General features: G+C 61.5%; 16 protein-coding genes and 1 pseudogene. 10 read left to right on the forward strand and 7 right to left on the reverse strand.

Annotated features, from left to right (window positions below; all coding sequences use genetic code 11):
- Positions 1–62: 62 nt before the first annotated feature.
- From AB7M32_RS21035 to AB7M32_RS21045, 3 genes are all read right to left on the reverse strand, one after another.
- On the reverse strand, positions 63–893 hold the full coding sequence (locus AB7M32_RS21035; RefSeq protein WP_454251222.1) for an amidohydrolase family protein: 831 nt from the start codon (positions 891–893) through the stop codon (positions 63–65).
- 28 nt (positions 894–921) lie between these two features.
- Entirely contained in the window at positions 922–2,211 is a 1,290-nt protein-coding gene (locus tag AB7M32_RS21040) for an MFS transporter (protein ID WP_454251223.1), read from the reverse strand.
- A gap of 122 nt (positions 2,212–2,333) precedes the next feature.
- A complete protein-coding gene (locus AB7M32_RS21045) occupies positions 2,334–3,065 on the reverse strand; it encodes a GntR family transcriptional regulator (protein WP_454251224.1) in 732 nt (243 codons plus the stop codon).
- 288 nt (positions 3,066–3,353) lie between these two features.
- On the opposite strand from AB7M32_RS21045, the gene AB7M32_RS21050 reads away from it, so the two are divergent.
- From AB7M32_RS21050 to AB7M32_RS21070, 5 genes and pseudogenes are all read left to right on the forward strand, one after another.
- Positions 3,354–4,697 (forward strand): OprD family porin, encoded by a 1,344-nt coding sequence (locus tag AB7M32_RS21050; RefSeq protein ID WP_454251225.1) that lies wholly within the window; start codon positions 3,354–3,356, stop codon positions 4,695–4,697.
- 5 nt (positions 4,698–4,702) lie between these two features.
- Positions 4,703–4,826, forward strand: a pseudogene (locus AB7M32_RS21055) (universal stress protein); the annotation flags it as partial.
- A gap of 52 nt (positions 4,827–4,878) precedes the next feature.
- Positions 4,879–5,313: a YeeE/YedE family protein gene (locus tag AB7M32_RS21060; protein WP_454251226.1), complete on the forward strand. Its 435-nt coding sequence runs from the start codon at positions 4,879–4,881 to the stop codon at positions 5,311–5,313.
- Between the two features lie 2 nt (positions 5,314–5,315).
- Positions 5,316–5,735 (forward strand): DUF6691 family protein, encoded by a 420-nt coding sequence (locus AB7M32_RS21065; RefSeq protein ID WP_454251227.1) that lies wholly within the window; start codon positions 5,316–5,318, stop codon positions 5,733–5,735.
- A 233-nt stretch (positions 5,736–5,968) separates the two neighbouring features.
- Positions 5,969–7,675: an amidase gene (locus AB7M32_RS21070; protein WP_454252181.1), complete on the forward strand. Its 1,707-nt coding sequence runs from the start codon at positions 5,969–5,971 to the stop codon at positions 7,673–7,675.
- A 193-nt stretch (positions 7,676–7,868) separates the two neighbouring features.
- Here AB7M32_RS21070 and AB7M32_RS21075 read toward each other — a convergent pair whose 3' ends face one another.
- Positions 7,869–8,723 (reverse strand): LysR family transcriptional regulator, encoded by an 855-nt coding sequence (locus tag AB7M32_RS21075; RefSeq protein WP_454251228.1) that lies wholly within the window; start codon positions 8,721–8,723, stop codon positions 7,869–7,871.
- A 92-nt stretch (positions 8,724–8,815) separates the two neighbouring features.
- Here AB7M32_RS21075 and AB7M32_RS21080 point away from each other — a divergent pair, with 92 nt between their 5' ends.
- Positions 8,816–9,754, forward strand: a complete 939-nt coding sequence (locus AB7M32_RS21080; RefSeq protein WP_454251229.1) for a DMT family transporter — start codon at positions 8,816–8,818, stop codon at positions 9,752–9,754.
- Between the two features lie 68 nt (positions 9,755–9,822).
- Here AB7M32_RS21080 and AB7M32_RS21085 read toward each other — a convergent pair whose 3' ends face one another.
- A complete protein-coding gene (locus AB7M32_RS21085; RefSeq protein WP_454251230.1) occupies positions 9,823–10,737 on the reverse strand; it encodes a LysR substrate-binding domain-containing protein in 915 nt (304 codons plus the stop codon).
- Positions 10,738–10,885: 148 nt separating this feature from the next.
- Here AB7M32_RS21085 and AB7M32_RS21090 point away from each other — a divergent pair, with 148 nt between their 5' ends.
- On the forward strand, positions 10,886–12,085 hold the full coding sequence (locus AB7M32_RS21090) for an MFS transporter (protein ID WP_454252182.1): 1,200 nt from the start codon (positions 10,886–10,888) through the stop codon (positions 12,083–12,085).
- 158 nt (positions 12,086–12,243) lie between these two features.
- Here AB7M32_RS21090 and AB7M32_RS21095 read toward each other — a convergent pair whose 3' ends face one another.
- Positions 12,244–12,744, reverse strand: a complete 501-nt coding sequence (locus AB7M32_RS21095; protein WP_454251231.1) for an N-acetyltransferase family protein — start codon at positions 12,742–12,744, stop codon at positions 12,244–12,246.
- A 227-nt stretch (positions 12,745–12,971) separates the two neighbouring features.
- Here AB7M32_RS21095 and cynS point away from each other — a divergent pair, with 227 nt between their 5' ends.
- The 3 genes from cynS (at position 12,972) to AB7M32_RS21110 (ending at position 14,484) form a co-directional block, all read left to right on the forward strand.
- Positions 12,972–13,439: a cyanase gene (gene cynS, locus AB7M32_RS21100; RefSeq protein WP_336073217.1), complete on the forward strand. Its 468-nt coding sequence runs from the start codon at positions 12,972–12,974 to the stop codon at positions 13,437–13,439.
- Between the two features lie 94 nt (positions 13,440–13,533).
- On the forward strand, positions 13,534–13,782 hold the full coding sequence (locus tag AB7M32_RS21105; protein WP_454251232.1) for a DUF2790 domain-containing protein: 249 nt from the start codon (positions 13,534–13,536) through the stop codon (positions 13,780–13,782).
- Between the two features lie 42 nt (positions 13,783–13,824).
- Positions 13,825–14,484, forward strand: coding sequence for a carbonic anhydrase (locus AB7M32_RS21110; RefSeq protein ID WP_158454854.1), 660 nt, complete (start codon positions 13,825–13,827; stop codon positions 14,482–14,484).
- A gap of 16 nt (positions 14,485–14,500) precedes the next feature.
- On the opposite strand, the gene cynR is transcribed toward AB7M32_RS21110, so the two are convergent.
- Positions 14,501–15,451, reverse strand: a complete 951-nt coding sequence (gene cynR, locus AB7M32_RS21115; RefSeq protein WP_454251233.1) for a transcriptional regulator CynR — start codon at positions 15,449–15,451, stop codon at positions 14,501–14,503.
- Between the last annotated feature and the right edge of the window lie 3 nt (positions 15,452–15,454).

A 15,454-nucleotide genomic window follows, 5' to 3' on the forward strand; every position in this document is an offset into this window, starting at 1 on the left:
GGAGTCTAGATCCCTATTCATCGAACGAGTTCAGCAAAACTCGACGCCAACACCTTCGCGCCTCAAAACTTGAAGAGCGCCTGGGGTGTCTGGATCATTAACGCATGCATCAGCGACGCCGAACATTCCAACGCGCGCAACTGCCCCATGACCGTCTCGAAGCCGACCTGCGCTTCATGCTGAGTGTGCGGCCAATCGCTGCCCCACACCAGGCGTTCGGGACCGAAATTGCGTTCCAGCTCCGCCAACGAGGCGCGGGCGAATTCAAGGTTGCGCGGGGCCGTTGCGCCCAATCGATAGATGCCGGACACCTTCATCCACACCTGCCCGCCCTGCCCCAGCGCCATCAATTGGGCGAAGCCAGGTTGATCCAGCCCCGACCGCGCATCCGGGCGGCCGAAATGATCGACCACCAACTTGATGCCCAATGGCAACAGCTGAGCCATCAACCCCGGCAAATCCACCAGGTTGGCATGCAACTCCACATGCCAGTCCAGTTCCGCGATGTGGCCCAAAAAGCCGCGCCAGACGGCGTCACGAAAATCAGGCAAGGCTTTGCCCATCAGGTTCAAGCGCACACCGACCACGCCCAACCGGGCCATGTCCTCCAGCTCGGCTCGGCTGACGTCTCGCTCCACCACCACGACCCCGCGCAACTGCTCCGGCGCTTGCCGTAGTGCGGCCAGCAGGTAGCGGTTATCGGTGCCGAGAAAACTCGGCTGCACTAACACGCCATGACTCAAGCCATGGACGTGCAAGTGATCCAGGTATTGAGCGAGCGTGGCGTCATAGTCGGGTGTGTAGCGCCGGACAGCGGCCAGTTCCAGCTCACGACTGAACACGTGGGCGTGGCAGTCAATGCCGGTCATCGGTTTGGTACAGGTATCAACCATGGGTCTCATCTATCGACAATAAGGGAAATCAGGCCCGGGCGCTCTGGCTGTCAGGCTCAACCACAGGCGCCGATGCCGCAGTGGCCTCCAGGCTGCGGCCGCGGGTTTCCGGCAGGCACAACGCCGCGACCACCGCCACGCCGTAGGCAATCCCGGCGTCGATGCCAATGGCCGAGCCCAAGGACATGGAATCGCTCATGTGGCCGACCAGGAACGGGAACACCGCCGAGAGCACCCGGCCGAAGTTGTAGCAGAACCCCACACCGGCGCCGCGCACATCCGCCGGGTACAACTCGTTGAAAAACGCCCCGAGGCTCGCCGGAATACCGGCCGCGAAGAAACCGAGCGGGAACCCCAGGAACAGCATCTGGGTGTTGGTCAACGGCAGGAACACATAACACTGCACGGTGACTACGCAGCACAGCGCGAACAACACGATGTTTTTCCGACGACCAATGCGATCGATCAACAAGCCGCTGACCACGCAACCACACCAGAAGGCGAAGATGATCACCGCCAGGTAGCCGCCGGAGTTGAGCACCGACAGATTGCGCTCGGTCTTGAGGAAGGTCGGCAGCCAGGTCATCACCGCGTGGTAACCACCGTGCGCCCCGAGCCCCAGCAACCCGCCAAACAAGGTCACGCGAATCAACTCGGGGCAAAAGATACCGCCCAGGGACTTGAAGAAACTTTGCGGGATGACGTTGTCTTTTTTCAGGCGCTGGAAACTGTCGGGCTCTTCAACGTTGCGTCGTACCCAGATGATCAGGAATGACGGCAGCAGGCCCACGACAAACATCACCCGCCAGGCCATGTCCTGCGGAACGAGGGAGTAGATCAGCGTGAAGACGCCGACCGCCAGCCCCCAACCCACCGCCCAGGCGCTTTGCACCGTGCCCATGACCTTGCCGCGGTACTTGGGGTTGATGGTCTCGGCCATCAATACCGCGCCGGCGGCCCATTCCCCGCCAATCCCGAAGCCTTGCAGCGCCTTGACGATCAACAACTGGTGGAAGCCGGTGACGAACGCCGACAGGAAGGTGAAGAACGAAAACCACAAGATCATCCATTGCAGCGTGCGCACCCGACCGTAGCGGTCCGACAGCGTCCCGCCGACCCAGCCGCCAATGGCCGAAGTGACCAGGGTCACGCCGCTGACCAGCCCGGCATCGCCCTTGGTCAGGGCGAACGCGGCGATCAACGCCGGTATCGCCAGGCCGAACATCTGTACTTCCAAGGCGTCGAGCGACCATCCGCCGAAACAGGCCCAAAACGTTTTACGCTCCCGCGCAGTGACTTGGCGATACCAACTGAACATGATTCTTATCCTTGTAAGTGGAACGAAAGGCAGCCGAGAGCGAACCGCGCCGCTACAGGGCCAGTCATGACAAACAAAACGGTAAGGACAGCGGCGACCGACTCGCCGCTAGCCGGGTCGGGTCAGCGAATTTCCACCCTGTAGCGGAAGTGCTCGGCATGCCCGCGAGAGCGTCGCCACTCCAGGGGATTGCCCGCGTAGTCCCGCGCCAGGCGCTCGATCACCACCACCGGGCTATTGACCGGCACCTGCAGCAACCTTGCGTGCACCTCGTTCACCGATTCGGCGGTGAGGGTTTCTTCGGCATAGGCGACGACCTGGCCGCAAACCTCTTCATAAATGGGGTAAAGCAACGGGCCCTTTTGACTCAGATCGATTTCGAGCAAGGCCTGGAAGCGGCTACGGGGTAACCAGATTTCCTCGGCGAGCACTGGCTTCACCTCCAGCAGACGCACCCGTACCAGGCGAATCACCGACGCATCTACCGGCAACCCCAGCGCCTGGGCCACCGCCGAAGGCGCGACCACCGGTTCCACGGACAAGATCCGGCTCTCGGGAACCCGACGTTCACCAGAAGCGCTTTGAAAACGGAAGAAACGGAACAACGACGATTGAAACTGCGGCCGGCGAATGAAAGTACCGCGCCCCTGCTGGCGCTCCAGGATGCCCTCGCTGACCAGCGCATCGATGGCCTTGCGCACTGTGCCGGTCGACAACTGGTACTCCGCTGAAAGGGCGGCCTCGGTCGGAATCGCCTCCCCCGGGCGCCAGCGGTTATTGGCGATCTGCTCAGCCAATTGGTCGCGCAAACGTTGGTAAAGCGGCAGACGGACATCGCTGGAGAGAGAGCTCATTGACCTTATTCACCTTGTTATCTAGTCATATATATGAATATGAGCAGCGAGTATTTACCCAGGTTCGATGGCTGTCAAGAAGTGCCAGGGTGTCTCGTTGACGAATGGTGAATCCAACAACACAGCCGCCCGCAATTAACAACGTTTAACTCGCACGCTCGCGCCCCACGCCCAAGAATGAAGCCCTCTGCCCAGACCTGTTTTCGCCAACGCGTAAAACAAGCACCGGTGACCTGTCATTGGCGCAAAAGCCCCCCTTGCCCGCCCAATTTCACATGGAAACGAAGCATGTTGCCTGCACCCCACCACTCAATTGCCGCCCTGAAGCCGCTCTGGCTGCTTGCCCTGATCACCAGTAGCGCCGCACCGGCGATGGCAGCGGAACTCGCGCAAAGCACATCTGGCTTTCTCGACGGGGCGACGCTGGAAGTCCTCAGCCGCAACTTTTACCTCAACAATGACTATCGCGCCCCGACCCCAGCAGGCAAAAGCTACAAACAGGAATGGGCCCAGGGCTTCATCGCCTCGTTCGAGTCCGGTTTCACCCCCGGCACGATCGGCGTAGGCATCGATGCCCACGGGTTCCTGGGGTTGAAACTGGACGGTGGCAAGGGGCATTCCGGAACGGGATTATTGCCGCTGGATGAGAACGGGCGAAGCGAGGAGCGTTACTCCAGTGCGGGCGGCGCGCTGAAATTCAACACCTCACGCACCACCCTGGCGGTCGGGGAAATGACCGTGCAGAGCCCGGTATTCGATACCGCAGACAAACGCCTACAACCCGAATATGCCAGCGGCCTGCTGCTCTCCAGCCGCGAATTCAACGGGGTCGACCTGCAGGCGGGCCACTTCAGTGCGTTCAAGAATCAGGACGCCTCGACCAGCAAGGGTGATTTTTCCGGGTATGGCGCGACGACGCGCAACAGCGCCATCGACTTCATCGGCGCCGACCTGTTTACCGGGCAAGCCCTGGGCGGCGCGCTCTACGCCTCCGAACTGAGCGATACCTGGCGCCAGTACTATGCGAACCTGCATACCACCCTTGGCGAACTGTTCCTTGACGGCAACCTGTATCACACCCGCGACTACGGCAAGGCCAACGCCGGGGCCATCGACACCACGGCCTATAGCCTGAGTGGCAAGTATCGGCTCAATGCCCAGGCGTTCACCCTGGCCTATCAGAAAATCAACGGCGACACGCCCTTCGATTTCGTCGGCGGCGACTCCATCTACCTGGCCAACTCGATCAAATATGCCGACTTCAACGGCCCCGGCGAGCGCTCGTGGCAAGCGCGCTACGACCTTGACCTGGGCACCTTGGGCATCCCCGGCCTGAGCTTCATGGCCCGCTATGTGACTGGACGCGGGATCGACGGCAGCCATGCCCCCCAAGGCGGCGCCTACAATCCGTTCGATAGCGACACAGACACTTACAGCCCGCAACAAGGTGCTGGCGGGCGCCATTGGGAGCGCGACCTGGACCTGCACTACATCGTGCAGTCAGGCCCGGCCAAGGACCTGTCGTTGCAACTGTCCCATGTCACCCATCGCGCCAACAGCAGCCAGGGCGGCAATGACATCGACCGGCTGTATATCGTCATCGAGTACCCGCTCAAGCTGGGGCCGTTCTGACGTTGATTGATGTCATTGTCATGGGGCGCGTGCGCTACAGTGGCCTGGACAAGCTGATCGGTAGCACCGTGGAAGGGCTGCTGTACAAGCTGCCGTACAGCGGTGTGGGTGATTGCGCCGCAGCAAGTCAGCTCAAAGCATCGGTTCAGCCACCGGACACTCGCAGGCTGGGGAAAGACTCATGCACATCGACTGGTTCAACTTCACACCTTGGTCGTCCTTGGCCGGCGGCATGCTGATCGGCCTGGCGGCCGGCCTGTACGTTGTCGCCAATGGGCGTATCGCCGGCGTCAGCGGCCTGATCGGCAGTCTTCTGCAACGAGGCGCTGAAGGCCTCGGTGAGAAAGCGCTGTTTCTCCTCGGCCTGCTCGTTGCGCCACTTCTCTGGGGGGTGTTTGCCAGCCTTCCAGCGATTGAGTTCCATGGCGGCGCGGCCGGCCTCATCATCGCCGGCCTGTTGGTGGGCATCGGCACCCGCTACGGTTCAGGTTGCACAAGCGGTCATGGCGTGTGCGGCCTGTCCCGCCTTTCGCCGCGCTCGATGGTTGCCACCGCTTGCTTCATGCTCAGCGGTTTCGCCACGGTGTTTGTCTTGCGTCACTGGCTGGGGATTTGAACATGCTCAAACTGAGCGCATTCATGGCCGGGTTGTTGTTCGGCTTCGGCCTGCTCCTGGCGGGCATGACCAATCCGAGCAAGGTGCTGGCGTTCCTGGACCTGGCCGGCGCCTGGGATCCGTCCCTGGCCCTGGTCATGATTGGCGCGATTGGCACTGCCATCGTCCCGTTGACCTGGGCACGCCAGCGCAGCCACTCGCTGCTGGGCCGCCCCATGCAACTGCCAGCCAAGCGTGAACTGGACAAGCGCCTGATCGGCGGCGCCCTGGTGTTCGGCATCGGCTGGGGCATCGCCGGTATCTGCCCAGGCCCTGCCGTGGCAACCCTTCTGACAGGGCACTGGCAAGCCGTCGTCTTCGCCTTGGCTATGCTGGCCGGCATGATGCTGTTCACGGTGGTGGAAAATCGACGGGGCCGCTGAGGCGCAGCGCTGACCGTTGATCCTGCCTAAGCCGTTTCTTAACGAGATATTGAGATGGGAAATTTTTCTACACGCTAGAAGACGTCCGGTAAAACGGGACTGCCCTTGATCGTTCTTCCGTAGTACAGTAGGAAAAACCCGATAAATATCCACCTTCAGATGACCCGAAGTGCCAGGCCCCAACGTCAATGGACCCGCACACCCCGTCATCCTTCCACTGCGGCGGTAACTGCATGATCGACATCACCGAAGTCTCCATTGCCCAACTGCGCGCCGCGCTGGAATCGGGGCAGACCACAGCGGTAGCGCTTGTCCAGGCCTACCTCGCCAGGATCGATGCCTACGACGGTCCCGACACACCCACGGCCCTCAACGCCGTGGTGGTGCGCAATCCGGATGCGCTGAAGGAAGCGCAGGCCTCCGATGCCCGTCGGGCCAGTGGCCAGACCCTCGGCCCACTCGACGGCATTCCCTATACGGCCAAGGACAGTTATCTGGTCAAAGGGCTTACCGCCGCCTCCGGAAGCCCGGCGTTCAAGGACCTGGTGGCCTATCGCGATGCGTTCACCATCGAACGACTGCGCGCCGCCGGGGCCATCTGCCTGGGCAAGACCAACATGCCGCCCATGGCCAATGGCGGGATGCAGCGCGGGGTGTATGGCCGTGCGGAAAGCCCGTACAACGGCGACTACCTCACCGCGCCCTTTGCCTCCGGCTCCTCGAACGGGGCAGGCACGGCAACCGCCGCCAGTTTCGCCGCGTTCGGCCTTGCCGAAGAAACCTGGTCGAGCGGACGCGGCCCGGCGTCGAACAACGGCCTGTGCGCCTACACGCCGTCGCGTGGAGTGATTTCGGTGCGGGGCAACTGGCCGTTGACGCCGACGATGGACGTCGTCGTGCCCTTCGCCAGGACCATGGCCGACCTGCTCGAAGTGCTGGACGTGGTGGTCGCCGAGGACCCGGACACCCGTGGCGACCTGTGGCGGCTGCAACCCTGGGTGCCGATTCCGAGCGTCGAGTCGGTTCGTCCCGCCTCGTATCCAAGCCTTGCCAGCAACCCGCGGGCGCTGGCCGGCATTCGGTTCGGCGTGCCACGGATGTACATCAATGCGGACCCTGAAGCCGGCACCGCCGAGGCCCCCGGCATCGGCGGCCCGACCGGGCAGCGAATCGTCACCCGCGCCTCGGTGATCGACCTTTGGGAGCAAGCCCGCAAGGCTCTGGAAGCCTGTGGCGCCGAAGTGATCGAGGTGGATTTCCCGCTGGTCTCCAACTGCGAGGGCGATCGTCCCGGCGCACCGACGGTGTTCACCCGCGGCCTGGTTTCCAAGGAGTTCCTGCACCATGAGTTGTGGGACCTGTCGGCCTGGGCATTCGATGACTTCCTGCGGGCCAACGGTGACCCGAAATTGAATCGCCTGGCCGACGTCGACGGACCGAAGATCTTCCCCCACGACCCGGGCACCCTGCCCAACCGGGAGGACGATCTCGCCGCCGGCATGGATGAGTATGTGAAGATGGCCCAGCGCGGCATTACGCCCTGGGACCAGATCCCGACGCTGCCCGACGGGTTGCGGGGGCTTGAAGCGACACGCCGGATCGACCTGGAAGACTGGATGGAACGGCTGGGCCTGGATGCGGTGATCTTCCCGACCGTCGCCGACGTCGGACCGGCGGATGCGGATATCAATCCGGAATCTGCCGATATCGCCTGGAGCAACGGGGTCTGGGTCGCCAACGGCAACCTCGCCATCCGCCACTTGGGCGTACCCACTGTCACCGTGCCAATGGGCGTCATGGCGGACATCGGCATGCCCGTCGGGCTGACATTCGCCGGGCGTGCCTATGACGATTCGAGGCTGTTGCAACTGGCGTCGGCGTTCGAGTCGATTGGCTCCAAGCGCCGGGTTCCACCGCGGACACCGCCATTGTCGGCTTGACCCGATCATGGGGGCTGCTGCGCAGCCCGGCAGGAGCAAGCGCCCTCGCCACAAAAGCCCACAGGTGCAATACCTGAGGGCCATTTTGGCGAGGGTGGCGCTTGAATGATCCACACGATCACCCAGCCGAGCAAGCAACCGTGGCGAGGGAGCTCGCTCCCGCTGGGCTGCGCAGCGGCCCCCGGCGCCATGCCTACAGCCGGAAATACTGCTGCATGGCACGGGCCAGCAGGCTCACGGCTTCGTCGTCGCGTGACGCCTGGGCTCGCATGAACACCACCTCATGCTCCGCGATCACCGGCAGGCCTTCGAGGATCCGCATGGCATCCGTCACCCGCCCACGGTCTATCAGGCTGATCGCCAACCCGGCCTCTACGCAGGCCTTGATGGCTTGGTTGGAGGGGCTTTCCAGGACGATGCGGGTCTTGCGCCCGCTTTGCCTGAGGGACTCCATCATCGCTTGCCGATAAGGGCATTGCGCCGCATGCACCGCCAGCGGCAGCGGCTCCATCGAAGCCGCCGTCGTGTGGGCCGGGCCGACCCAGACCGGCGTGGTGGACACCAGCACTTGCACCTCTGCATTCGCCTGCCCCTTCGGCTGGGCAATAACTGCCGCCTGGAGCTTGCCGCGCTGCACCAGGTCGCGTAGCGCATAGCTTGGCGCAGTCTTGAGCTCCAGCACCACGTTGGGCCACGCGGCGGCGAAGGTCGGGAGGATGTCGCGGATCACATGGTCTGCGTACTCATCCGGCACCCCCAAGGTGATACGTCCCGCCAAACGGGTTCCGTGCAGGTCGGCCAGTACCCGGTCGTGGGTGCTCAGCAGCTCCGTCGTCGCCACGAGCAAACGCTGGCCCAACGCGGTGAGGGATACCGATTGGTTGTCCCGGTTGAGCAACCGCCCGCCAGCGACTGCTTCCAAACGCTGGATATGCACGCTGACCGCCGCCGGGCTTTTGTGCAGTTGGTCTGCCGCCGCACTGAATTTTCCGATCCGCGCCACCGCATGAAAAGTACGTATCAAGTCGATATCGAGTATGGCCGTCATGATTCAATCTTCGTGAATAACTGATGCATTACATTTTGATTTATTAGATTAGCCGGGTTTCGTAGCCTGTGGTCATGAACCCGAATAAAGCGATGACCTGCACTTCCCTTCCCCGGCCCGCCTGGTACTGGCTGATTCCATTGCCGTTGCTCGAAGCGGCATTGCTGGTGTCGTGGAGCTCGGGCTTCGTCGGCGCGCGCTTTTCCATCGATTACGCGCCGGCCCTGCTGGTGGTCTTCTGGCGGTGTGTCGTGGTCACGCTCGTCCTGTTTCCCTTCGTCGCCAGGTCACTACGCCGGACCTCGCTCGTCGCACTGTTGAAGAACGCCGGCATCGGCCTCCTGGCGATGGCGGGCTACCTGGGCGGCATCACCCAAGGCATTGCCCTGGGCGTGCCGGCGGGCTTGGCCGCGCTGGTCGCCGACCTGCTGCCGATGGGCATGGCGCTGCTGGCCGCTGGCGTACTCCGGCAACGACTGGCCTGGCAGGTCTGGACGGGGCTGCTCATCGGCCTGCTCGGCGTCATGCTGGTGACCCAGGGCGCACTGGCGTGGGGCAATGCGCCCTTGTGGGCCTATGGCCTACCGCTGCTTGGCATGTTCTCGCTCGCCGTCGCGACCCTGTGGCAGAAATACCTACCCGCCGAACAATCGCTGGGCCTGCTGCCCAACCTGTGGCTGCAGTGTTGCGTGTCGGGCCTGGCCTTCGCGCTGGTCGAGGGCGCCCATGGCAGCCTGGCCCCGCTGCCCAGCACAGGCTTTGCACTGAGCGTGTTGTGGACCGCGGGCCTGTCGACCATGGGCGGCTACGGCCTCTACTGGTTGTGCCTGCGCCGCGCAACCGCCACCCGCGTCGCCAGTGTCCTGTACCTCAGCCCGCCCATCACGATGCTCTGGGCCTGGGCCATGTTCGACGAGCCGCTTTCCTGGCAGATGGCGGTGGGGATGGCGGTGTCCGGGATCGGCATCTGGCTGGTCGTTGGCATCGAAGCGCGGCAGGCCAGGCATCAAGCCTGCGGGCGTGAGCCTTAACAACCGGAACTTGGCAGCGCGATGATTCCTGTGGCAGCGTACGCTGGAACTCAACGTCCCTTCGCCGCTCACAGGCGACACAGTAAATTGGCCGTCAATGCTTCCAACACGGCAGCCACCTTGGGAAGCTTCTCACGGCTTTTCTGCCAGGCAAGGTTGATCGCCAACCCATCGGTTGCCAGCTGAGGCAGGACTTCAACCAAGGTCCCGTCCTCCAGTTGTCGGCGCACCAACCAGGAAGGTAACTGCGCAATACCGCAACCGGCCAACGCCGCGATGATCAAACCCTCGCCATCGCCGACGACCAGTCTTGGCGATACCTGTTTCCTGACCGTTTCGCTCCGGTGGCGTCCGGCAAAATTCCAAGGGCTGATATTTCCATCCCGCCAACCGTAGGCGATGCATTGGTGCTGCTTGAGATCAAGGTCAGTCAGGGGCGTGCCATGCCTGGCCAGATACGCAGGCGATGCACAGAAAATATGCCATTCGCTGCCAAGGTAACGATGGCCCAGCGTATCCGGCCAAACCTGCGCGCCTCCCAAACGGATAACGATGTCCACGCCCTCCTGCACAGCGTCGATGAAACCATCGGAGAACGAAAGGTGAGGTACCAGGTGCGGGTACTCCTCCACGCACCGCAAGACGATAGGCAGCACCTGGGAACGGCCAAAAGCACCGGGAAGGTCGATCCGAACCCTGCCACGGGGCTCGGTGCTTTCAGCCTGTAGCGACAGCTCGGCCTCTTCGAGATCTGCAAGCACACCTGTGCAGGTGCGAAGAAAGGCGCTTCCTGCATCGGTCAGCGAAACACGTCGAGTCGTACGTTCGAACAATCGAACCCCGAGCCGGCTTTCCAGGCGAGCAACGCTTTTGCTGATCGCCGAACCGGTAAGGCTCATCCGCTCAGCGGCCGTTTTGAAGCTACCGGATTCGGCGACACAGACAAACACATCGAGGCCCTTCAATCGTTCCGAGGAAAACATGGAGATCCTTTATTCATGAACTGAATTCAATCATTACTAGAAAAAACATCATAAATCAGAACTGGATTCCTCAGTAAGCTTGACCGCTGCGTATCCGTCCACGAGACGACGCGGCCCTTATCAACATTTTCGGTCATATGAGGCACGGATGCTTGCCACCCTTAAAAGCTATCCCTCGTCAGTCAATTTGCTGCTTTCAGCGTCACTCATCCTGACATTGGCCCGGGCAATCACACTGCCCTACCTGGTCATCTACCTGTCGGACAGCTTTGGATTGAACGTTGCCGACCTCGGCCTGGTAATCGGCAGCACGTTGATCATCGGCTCCCTGTTGAGCCTCTATGGGGGCTTCCTGGTGGACAATATGTCCAGCCATCGGCTCGTCCTGGTGTTCAGCGGGCTGTTTACGGCGGGGTTCCTCGGGACGTTTCTGGCGCGCGAACTCTGGCTGTTCTATAGCTGCCTGGTGCTGATCAACCTGGCTTATGCCGTCATCGATGTCGCGGTCAAGGCAGGATTCGGCAGCTTGCTTGCCCTCGCCAAACGCAGCGAAGCGTTCTCGATCAAATACACACTGACCAACATCGGCTATGCCGTTGGGCCGTTTCTTGGAGCGGGAATGGCCAAGCTGGACACCAGCTTGCCCTTCCTGTTGTCCGGCATGCTGGGTGCCGGGTTCTGCCTGGTCTATTTCGTCTGGGGCGACAGAGGCCTGGCGGTCGTCGATACGAGCCACAAACCCGCGCCCTTTTTGGCCGTGGGCAAGCTTCTGCTCCAGGATTACCGCTTAGTGTGTTTTACCCTCGGGGGTCTGCTCAGCGCAGTGGTCTTCGGCCAATTCACGGCTTATCTCTCACAGTACCTGGTGGTCACGACAACCGCGGAGTTCACCTACCGCATCATCAGTGCCATTGTGACGACCAATGCGCTGATGGTGATCAGCCTGCAGTACGCCATTGGCCGAAAGATTTCCCACCTTTATCTGAACCTGTGGCTGGCGGCGGGGCTGAGCTTGTTCATCCTCGGATTGGCCGGCTTCGCCGTGGCCGATACTCTCGTGCTCTGGGTAATCGCCATGGCGGTGTTCACCGTCGGAGAGATCATCGTCTTTCCCGCTGAATACATGTTCATCGACACCATCGCGCCCGACCACCTGCGAGGCATGTACTACGCCGCGCAAAATCTTGGCAACCTCGGCGCTGCCTCCGGGCCGGTGCTGTGTGGCGTCGTATTGGCAACGCAGCCGCCTCACTACATCTTCTACATGCTCACCCTCTTCGTTGTGGCCGGTGGTGCGTTTTATTTCCTGGGGACTGGCCGGCTGATCAAGTCGCCGGCCAAGATGTGATACAAGTCTTTCACGCCGACCCGCGCACTACGCCATCGGAACACTATCGCCTGGATTTATGTGCGGGGACCAACCCATCGTGCCTAACGGCGAAGCGATCAAGGCATTACCGCGCTCTTTCTGCCGCTCAGGTGATCGACTATCGGTGCTTTCCGTGTCTAACCGATGTACGAGTAAACGGCAAAATCGAACCCGTTGAATGGAAAGGAAGCAACTTCTTTCATACCCATTTTCAAATGCGCACGGAGCGAGGGTTCATTGTCCTTGCGTATGAAAAGAATACCTTCACGCCCCCGCTCAAGTCGCCGGAGCTGCGCGAACATTCGCTGGGCCAAACCCTTGCCACGCTCCGCCTCGCCCACGCAAATCGGGCCATAGACATAGGCATCCGGCGCTCCATGATAAGCGGCGAACATCGCTTGTACGATCGGCAGGTCGGCATTCATCGCCCGCGTAGTAGTCATCAGGAAACCGGTGATACGACCCTCTCGACGCGCAACAATCAGAGGCATTTCCTGCATCATCGCTGCCACACGGGCCCTTGGCAGGCTCGCAGAAAGCGAGCCGCCGCGGGCCATCTGATTCGCGGCCTGAAGCGCCAGGATCCCGTCCAGGTCGGCCTCATTGGCTCTGCCGACATCGGTTTCATGATTCGTCATTCGTGATATCTCTGCTGGCTAGTTAAATGACTACTTCTACCGTGCCTGCCAACAGATTAGTACAGGTCAACAATTACAGGATTTATCCCTCGACAACATGGGCCCCAACCCATAGGCAACACCAATACATTGCATTGCATATCGGTCTTGGACGCTATAGCTAAAGCGGCAGATGATGGCTTCAACCAAGCGACATCAACCCGATCCAAATCGATAGGAGCTACGCCATGCAACAGTCCCACGCCTACAACGACATCAGCCTGGCCCTGACCACCGAAGTGCTGGATGCCAAGGCGCGCCAGCACCTGTCCTGGCAGGACTTGGCCGATGGCACCGGCCTGAGCCTTGCCTACGTTACCGCCGCCCTGCTCGGCCAGCATCCATTGCCGGAACACGCGGCCAAGGTGATTGGCGAGAAGCTCGACCTGACCGCTGATTCGGTCGCCCGTCTGCAGATCATTCCCCTGCGCGGCAGCCTCGCTGGCGTGCCGACCGATCCGACGATCTATCGCTTCTACGAAATGATCCAGATCTACGGCACCACCCTCAAGGCCCTGGTTCATGAGCAGTTCGGCGACGGCATCATCAGCGCGATCAACTTCAAGCTCGACATCAAGAAAGTCGAAGACCCTGAAGGCGGCTCGCGTGCGGTGATCACACTGGACGGCAAGTTCCTGCCCCTGCGTCCGTTCTGATCGTCCCGCTGGCCCCAGGCGAATCTGAGGCTTCGCTGCAAACAACTTATTGCTGATTTGAACTCACTACTCATTCTTGCGTGGAGCATGACTCATGAAAAAATTCCTGTTTCTGGCCCTGTCGCTGACCGCCTCGCTGTCGGCCCATGCCCAACCATCCACCGCACCTGCGGAGGTCGTTTCCTATGCCTACGGCATGCATCTGGATATCGCCCAGGTGTTGAATATCACCACCCCCGCCGATGTCTGCGGTCCGACGCCAGTGCAAATGACCTATCGCGATTCCCAAGGTGAAACCCACGTTCTTGAATACAGCCTGATCGGCAACGGCTGCACGAACTGATACCCGGCTGGGCAACCACCCTACTCATTGGAGGCAAGCAGCATGAAAGCGCTGATCGAAGGTTTCCTGAAGTTCCAGCAAGAGGTCTTTCCACAACGCACGGACCTGTTCAAACACCTGGCCACCACGCAACACCCGGGCACGTTGTTCATCACCTGTTCCGACAGCCGCGTTGTGCCGGAGCTGCTGACCCAGCAGGAACCCGGCGAACTGTTCGTGATCCGTAATGCCGGCAACATCGTGCCGTCCTATAGCCCGCACCCAGGCGGCGTTTCAGCGACGGTGGAATATGCCGTCGCGGTGCTGGGCGTGAGGGATATCGTGATCTGTGGTCATTCCGATTGCGGTGCCATGACCGCCGTCGCCAAATGCGCCTGCATGGATCATCTGCCGGCGGTCAGCGGTTGGCTGCAACACGCCGAGTCGGCACGGGTCATCAATGAATCACGGTCTCACGTCGATGACGCGGCGAAAGTCAGTTCGATGGTGCGCGAAAACGTCATTGCCCAATTGGCGAACATCCAGACGCACCCGAGCGTGCGGCTGGCCCAGGAGAAAGGCTTGCTCAACCTCCACGGCTGGGTCTATGACATCGAGACCGGCTCCATCGACGCCCTGGACACCGACAATCGCAGCTTCAGGTCCTTGGCGGACAACCCCCAGGCGTGTGCCGTACCGGCCCGGACGGCGACTGCCGCGTGAGGGTTCGCTGTTGTGTCTAGGGCTGTTGCCCACCTCGATCACGGTGGCGAGGGCGCTTGCTCCCGCTGGGCTGCGCAGCGGCCCCAAAGCCATCCACCCCGTGCAACAATGTTTCCATGAAAGCCACGGACGCCGCGCTGTGATAGTTGTTCTTGCGCCGCAACAACGAAGCCCCACGCCGGGGCGCTGCGTCCTGCAGCGCCAGCTTGCGCAGTGCGCGCTCCTGGGTGGCGATGGGTTCCGGAAGGACAGTGGCAACGGCCGAATGCCCGATCACTTCCAGCAACGTGCTGACCGAATTGACTTCAATGGTCACCTTGGGCGTGATCCGAGCCTGGACGAAGTAATCGTCGATGCACGTACGGGTGGCAAAATCCGAGGTCAACAAGGCGAATTCCAGTTGCCCGACCTGCTCAGCCGTCAGCGCGGCCTGGCAGTCATATAACGGGTGATTGCGACCCACCATCAGCCCCAGGGTTTCGGTGAACACCGGGATCGATTCGATATCGGCGCTCCTGACCTGATCGAATGCGATGGCGATGTCTAACGTGTCATTCGCCAAGCCCTCCTCGATATCGACCATCGACAACTCGAAGATTTGCAGATGGATATTCGGGTATCGCGCGCGGTAGTCACGCACCAGTGGCCCGACCAGGTAAGCCATGAACGTTGGGGTCATGGCCAGCCTCAAGCTGCCGCGGGACAGGTCCTTGACGTCGTGCAGCGCGCGCTTGCCGGCGGCCAGCTCCACCAGCACCCGCCGGGCGCATTCGATATAGGCCGCCCCGGCATCCGTGGGCCTGACCGTGCGAGACGTGCGGTCGAACAGACTCACGCCAAGGGTTTCTTCCAGTTGCCGGATCTGTTGCGACAGGGTCGGCTGCGACACGTGCAGCACCTCGGCGGCACGCGTGAAACCACCGTGGTCAGCGACCGCCAACAGATAGCGCAAGTGACGTAGCAACATCGG

The organism is Pseudomonas sp. R151218B TE3479 (assembly GCF_053629195.1).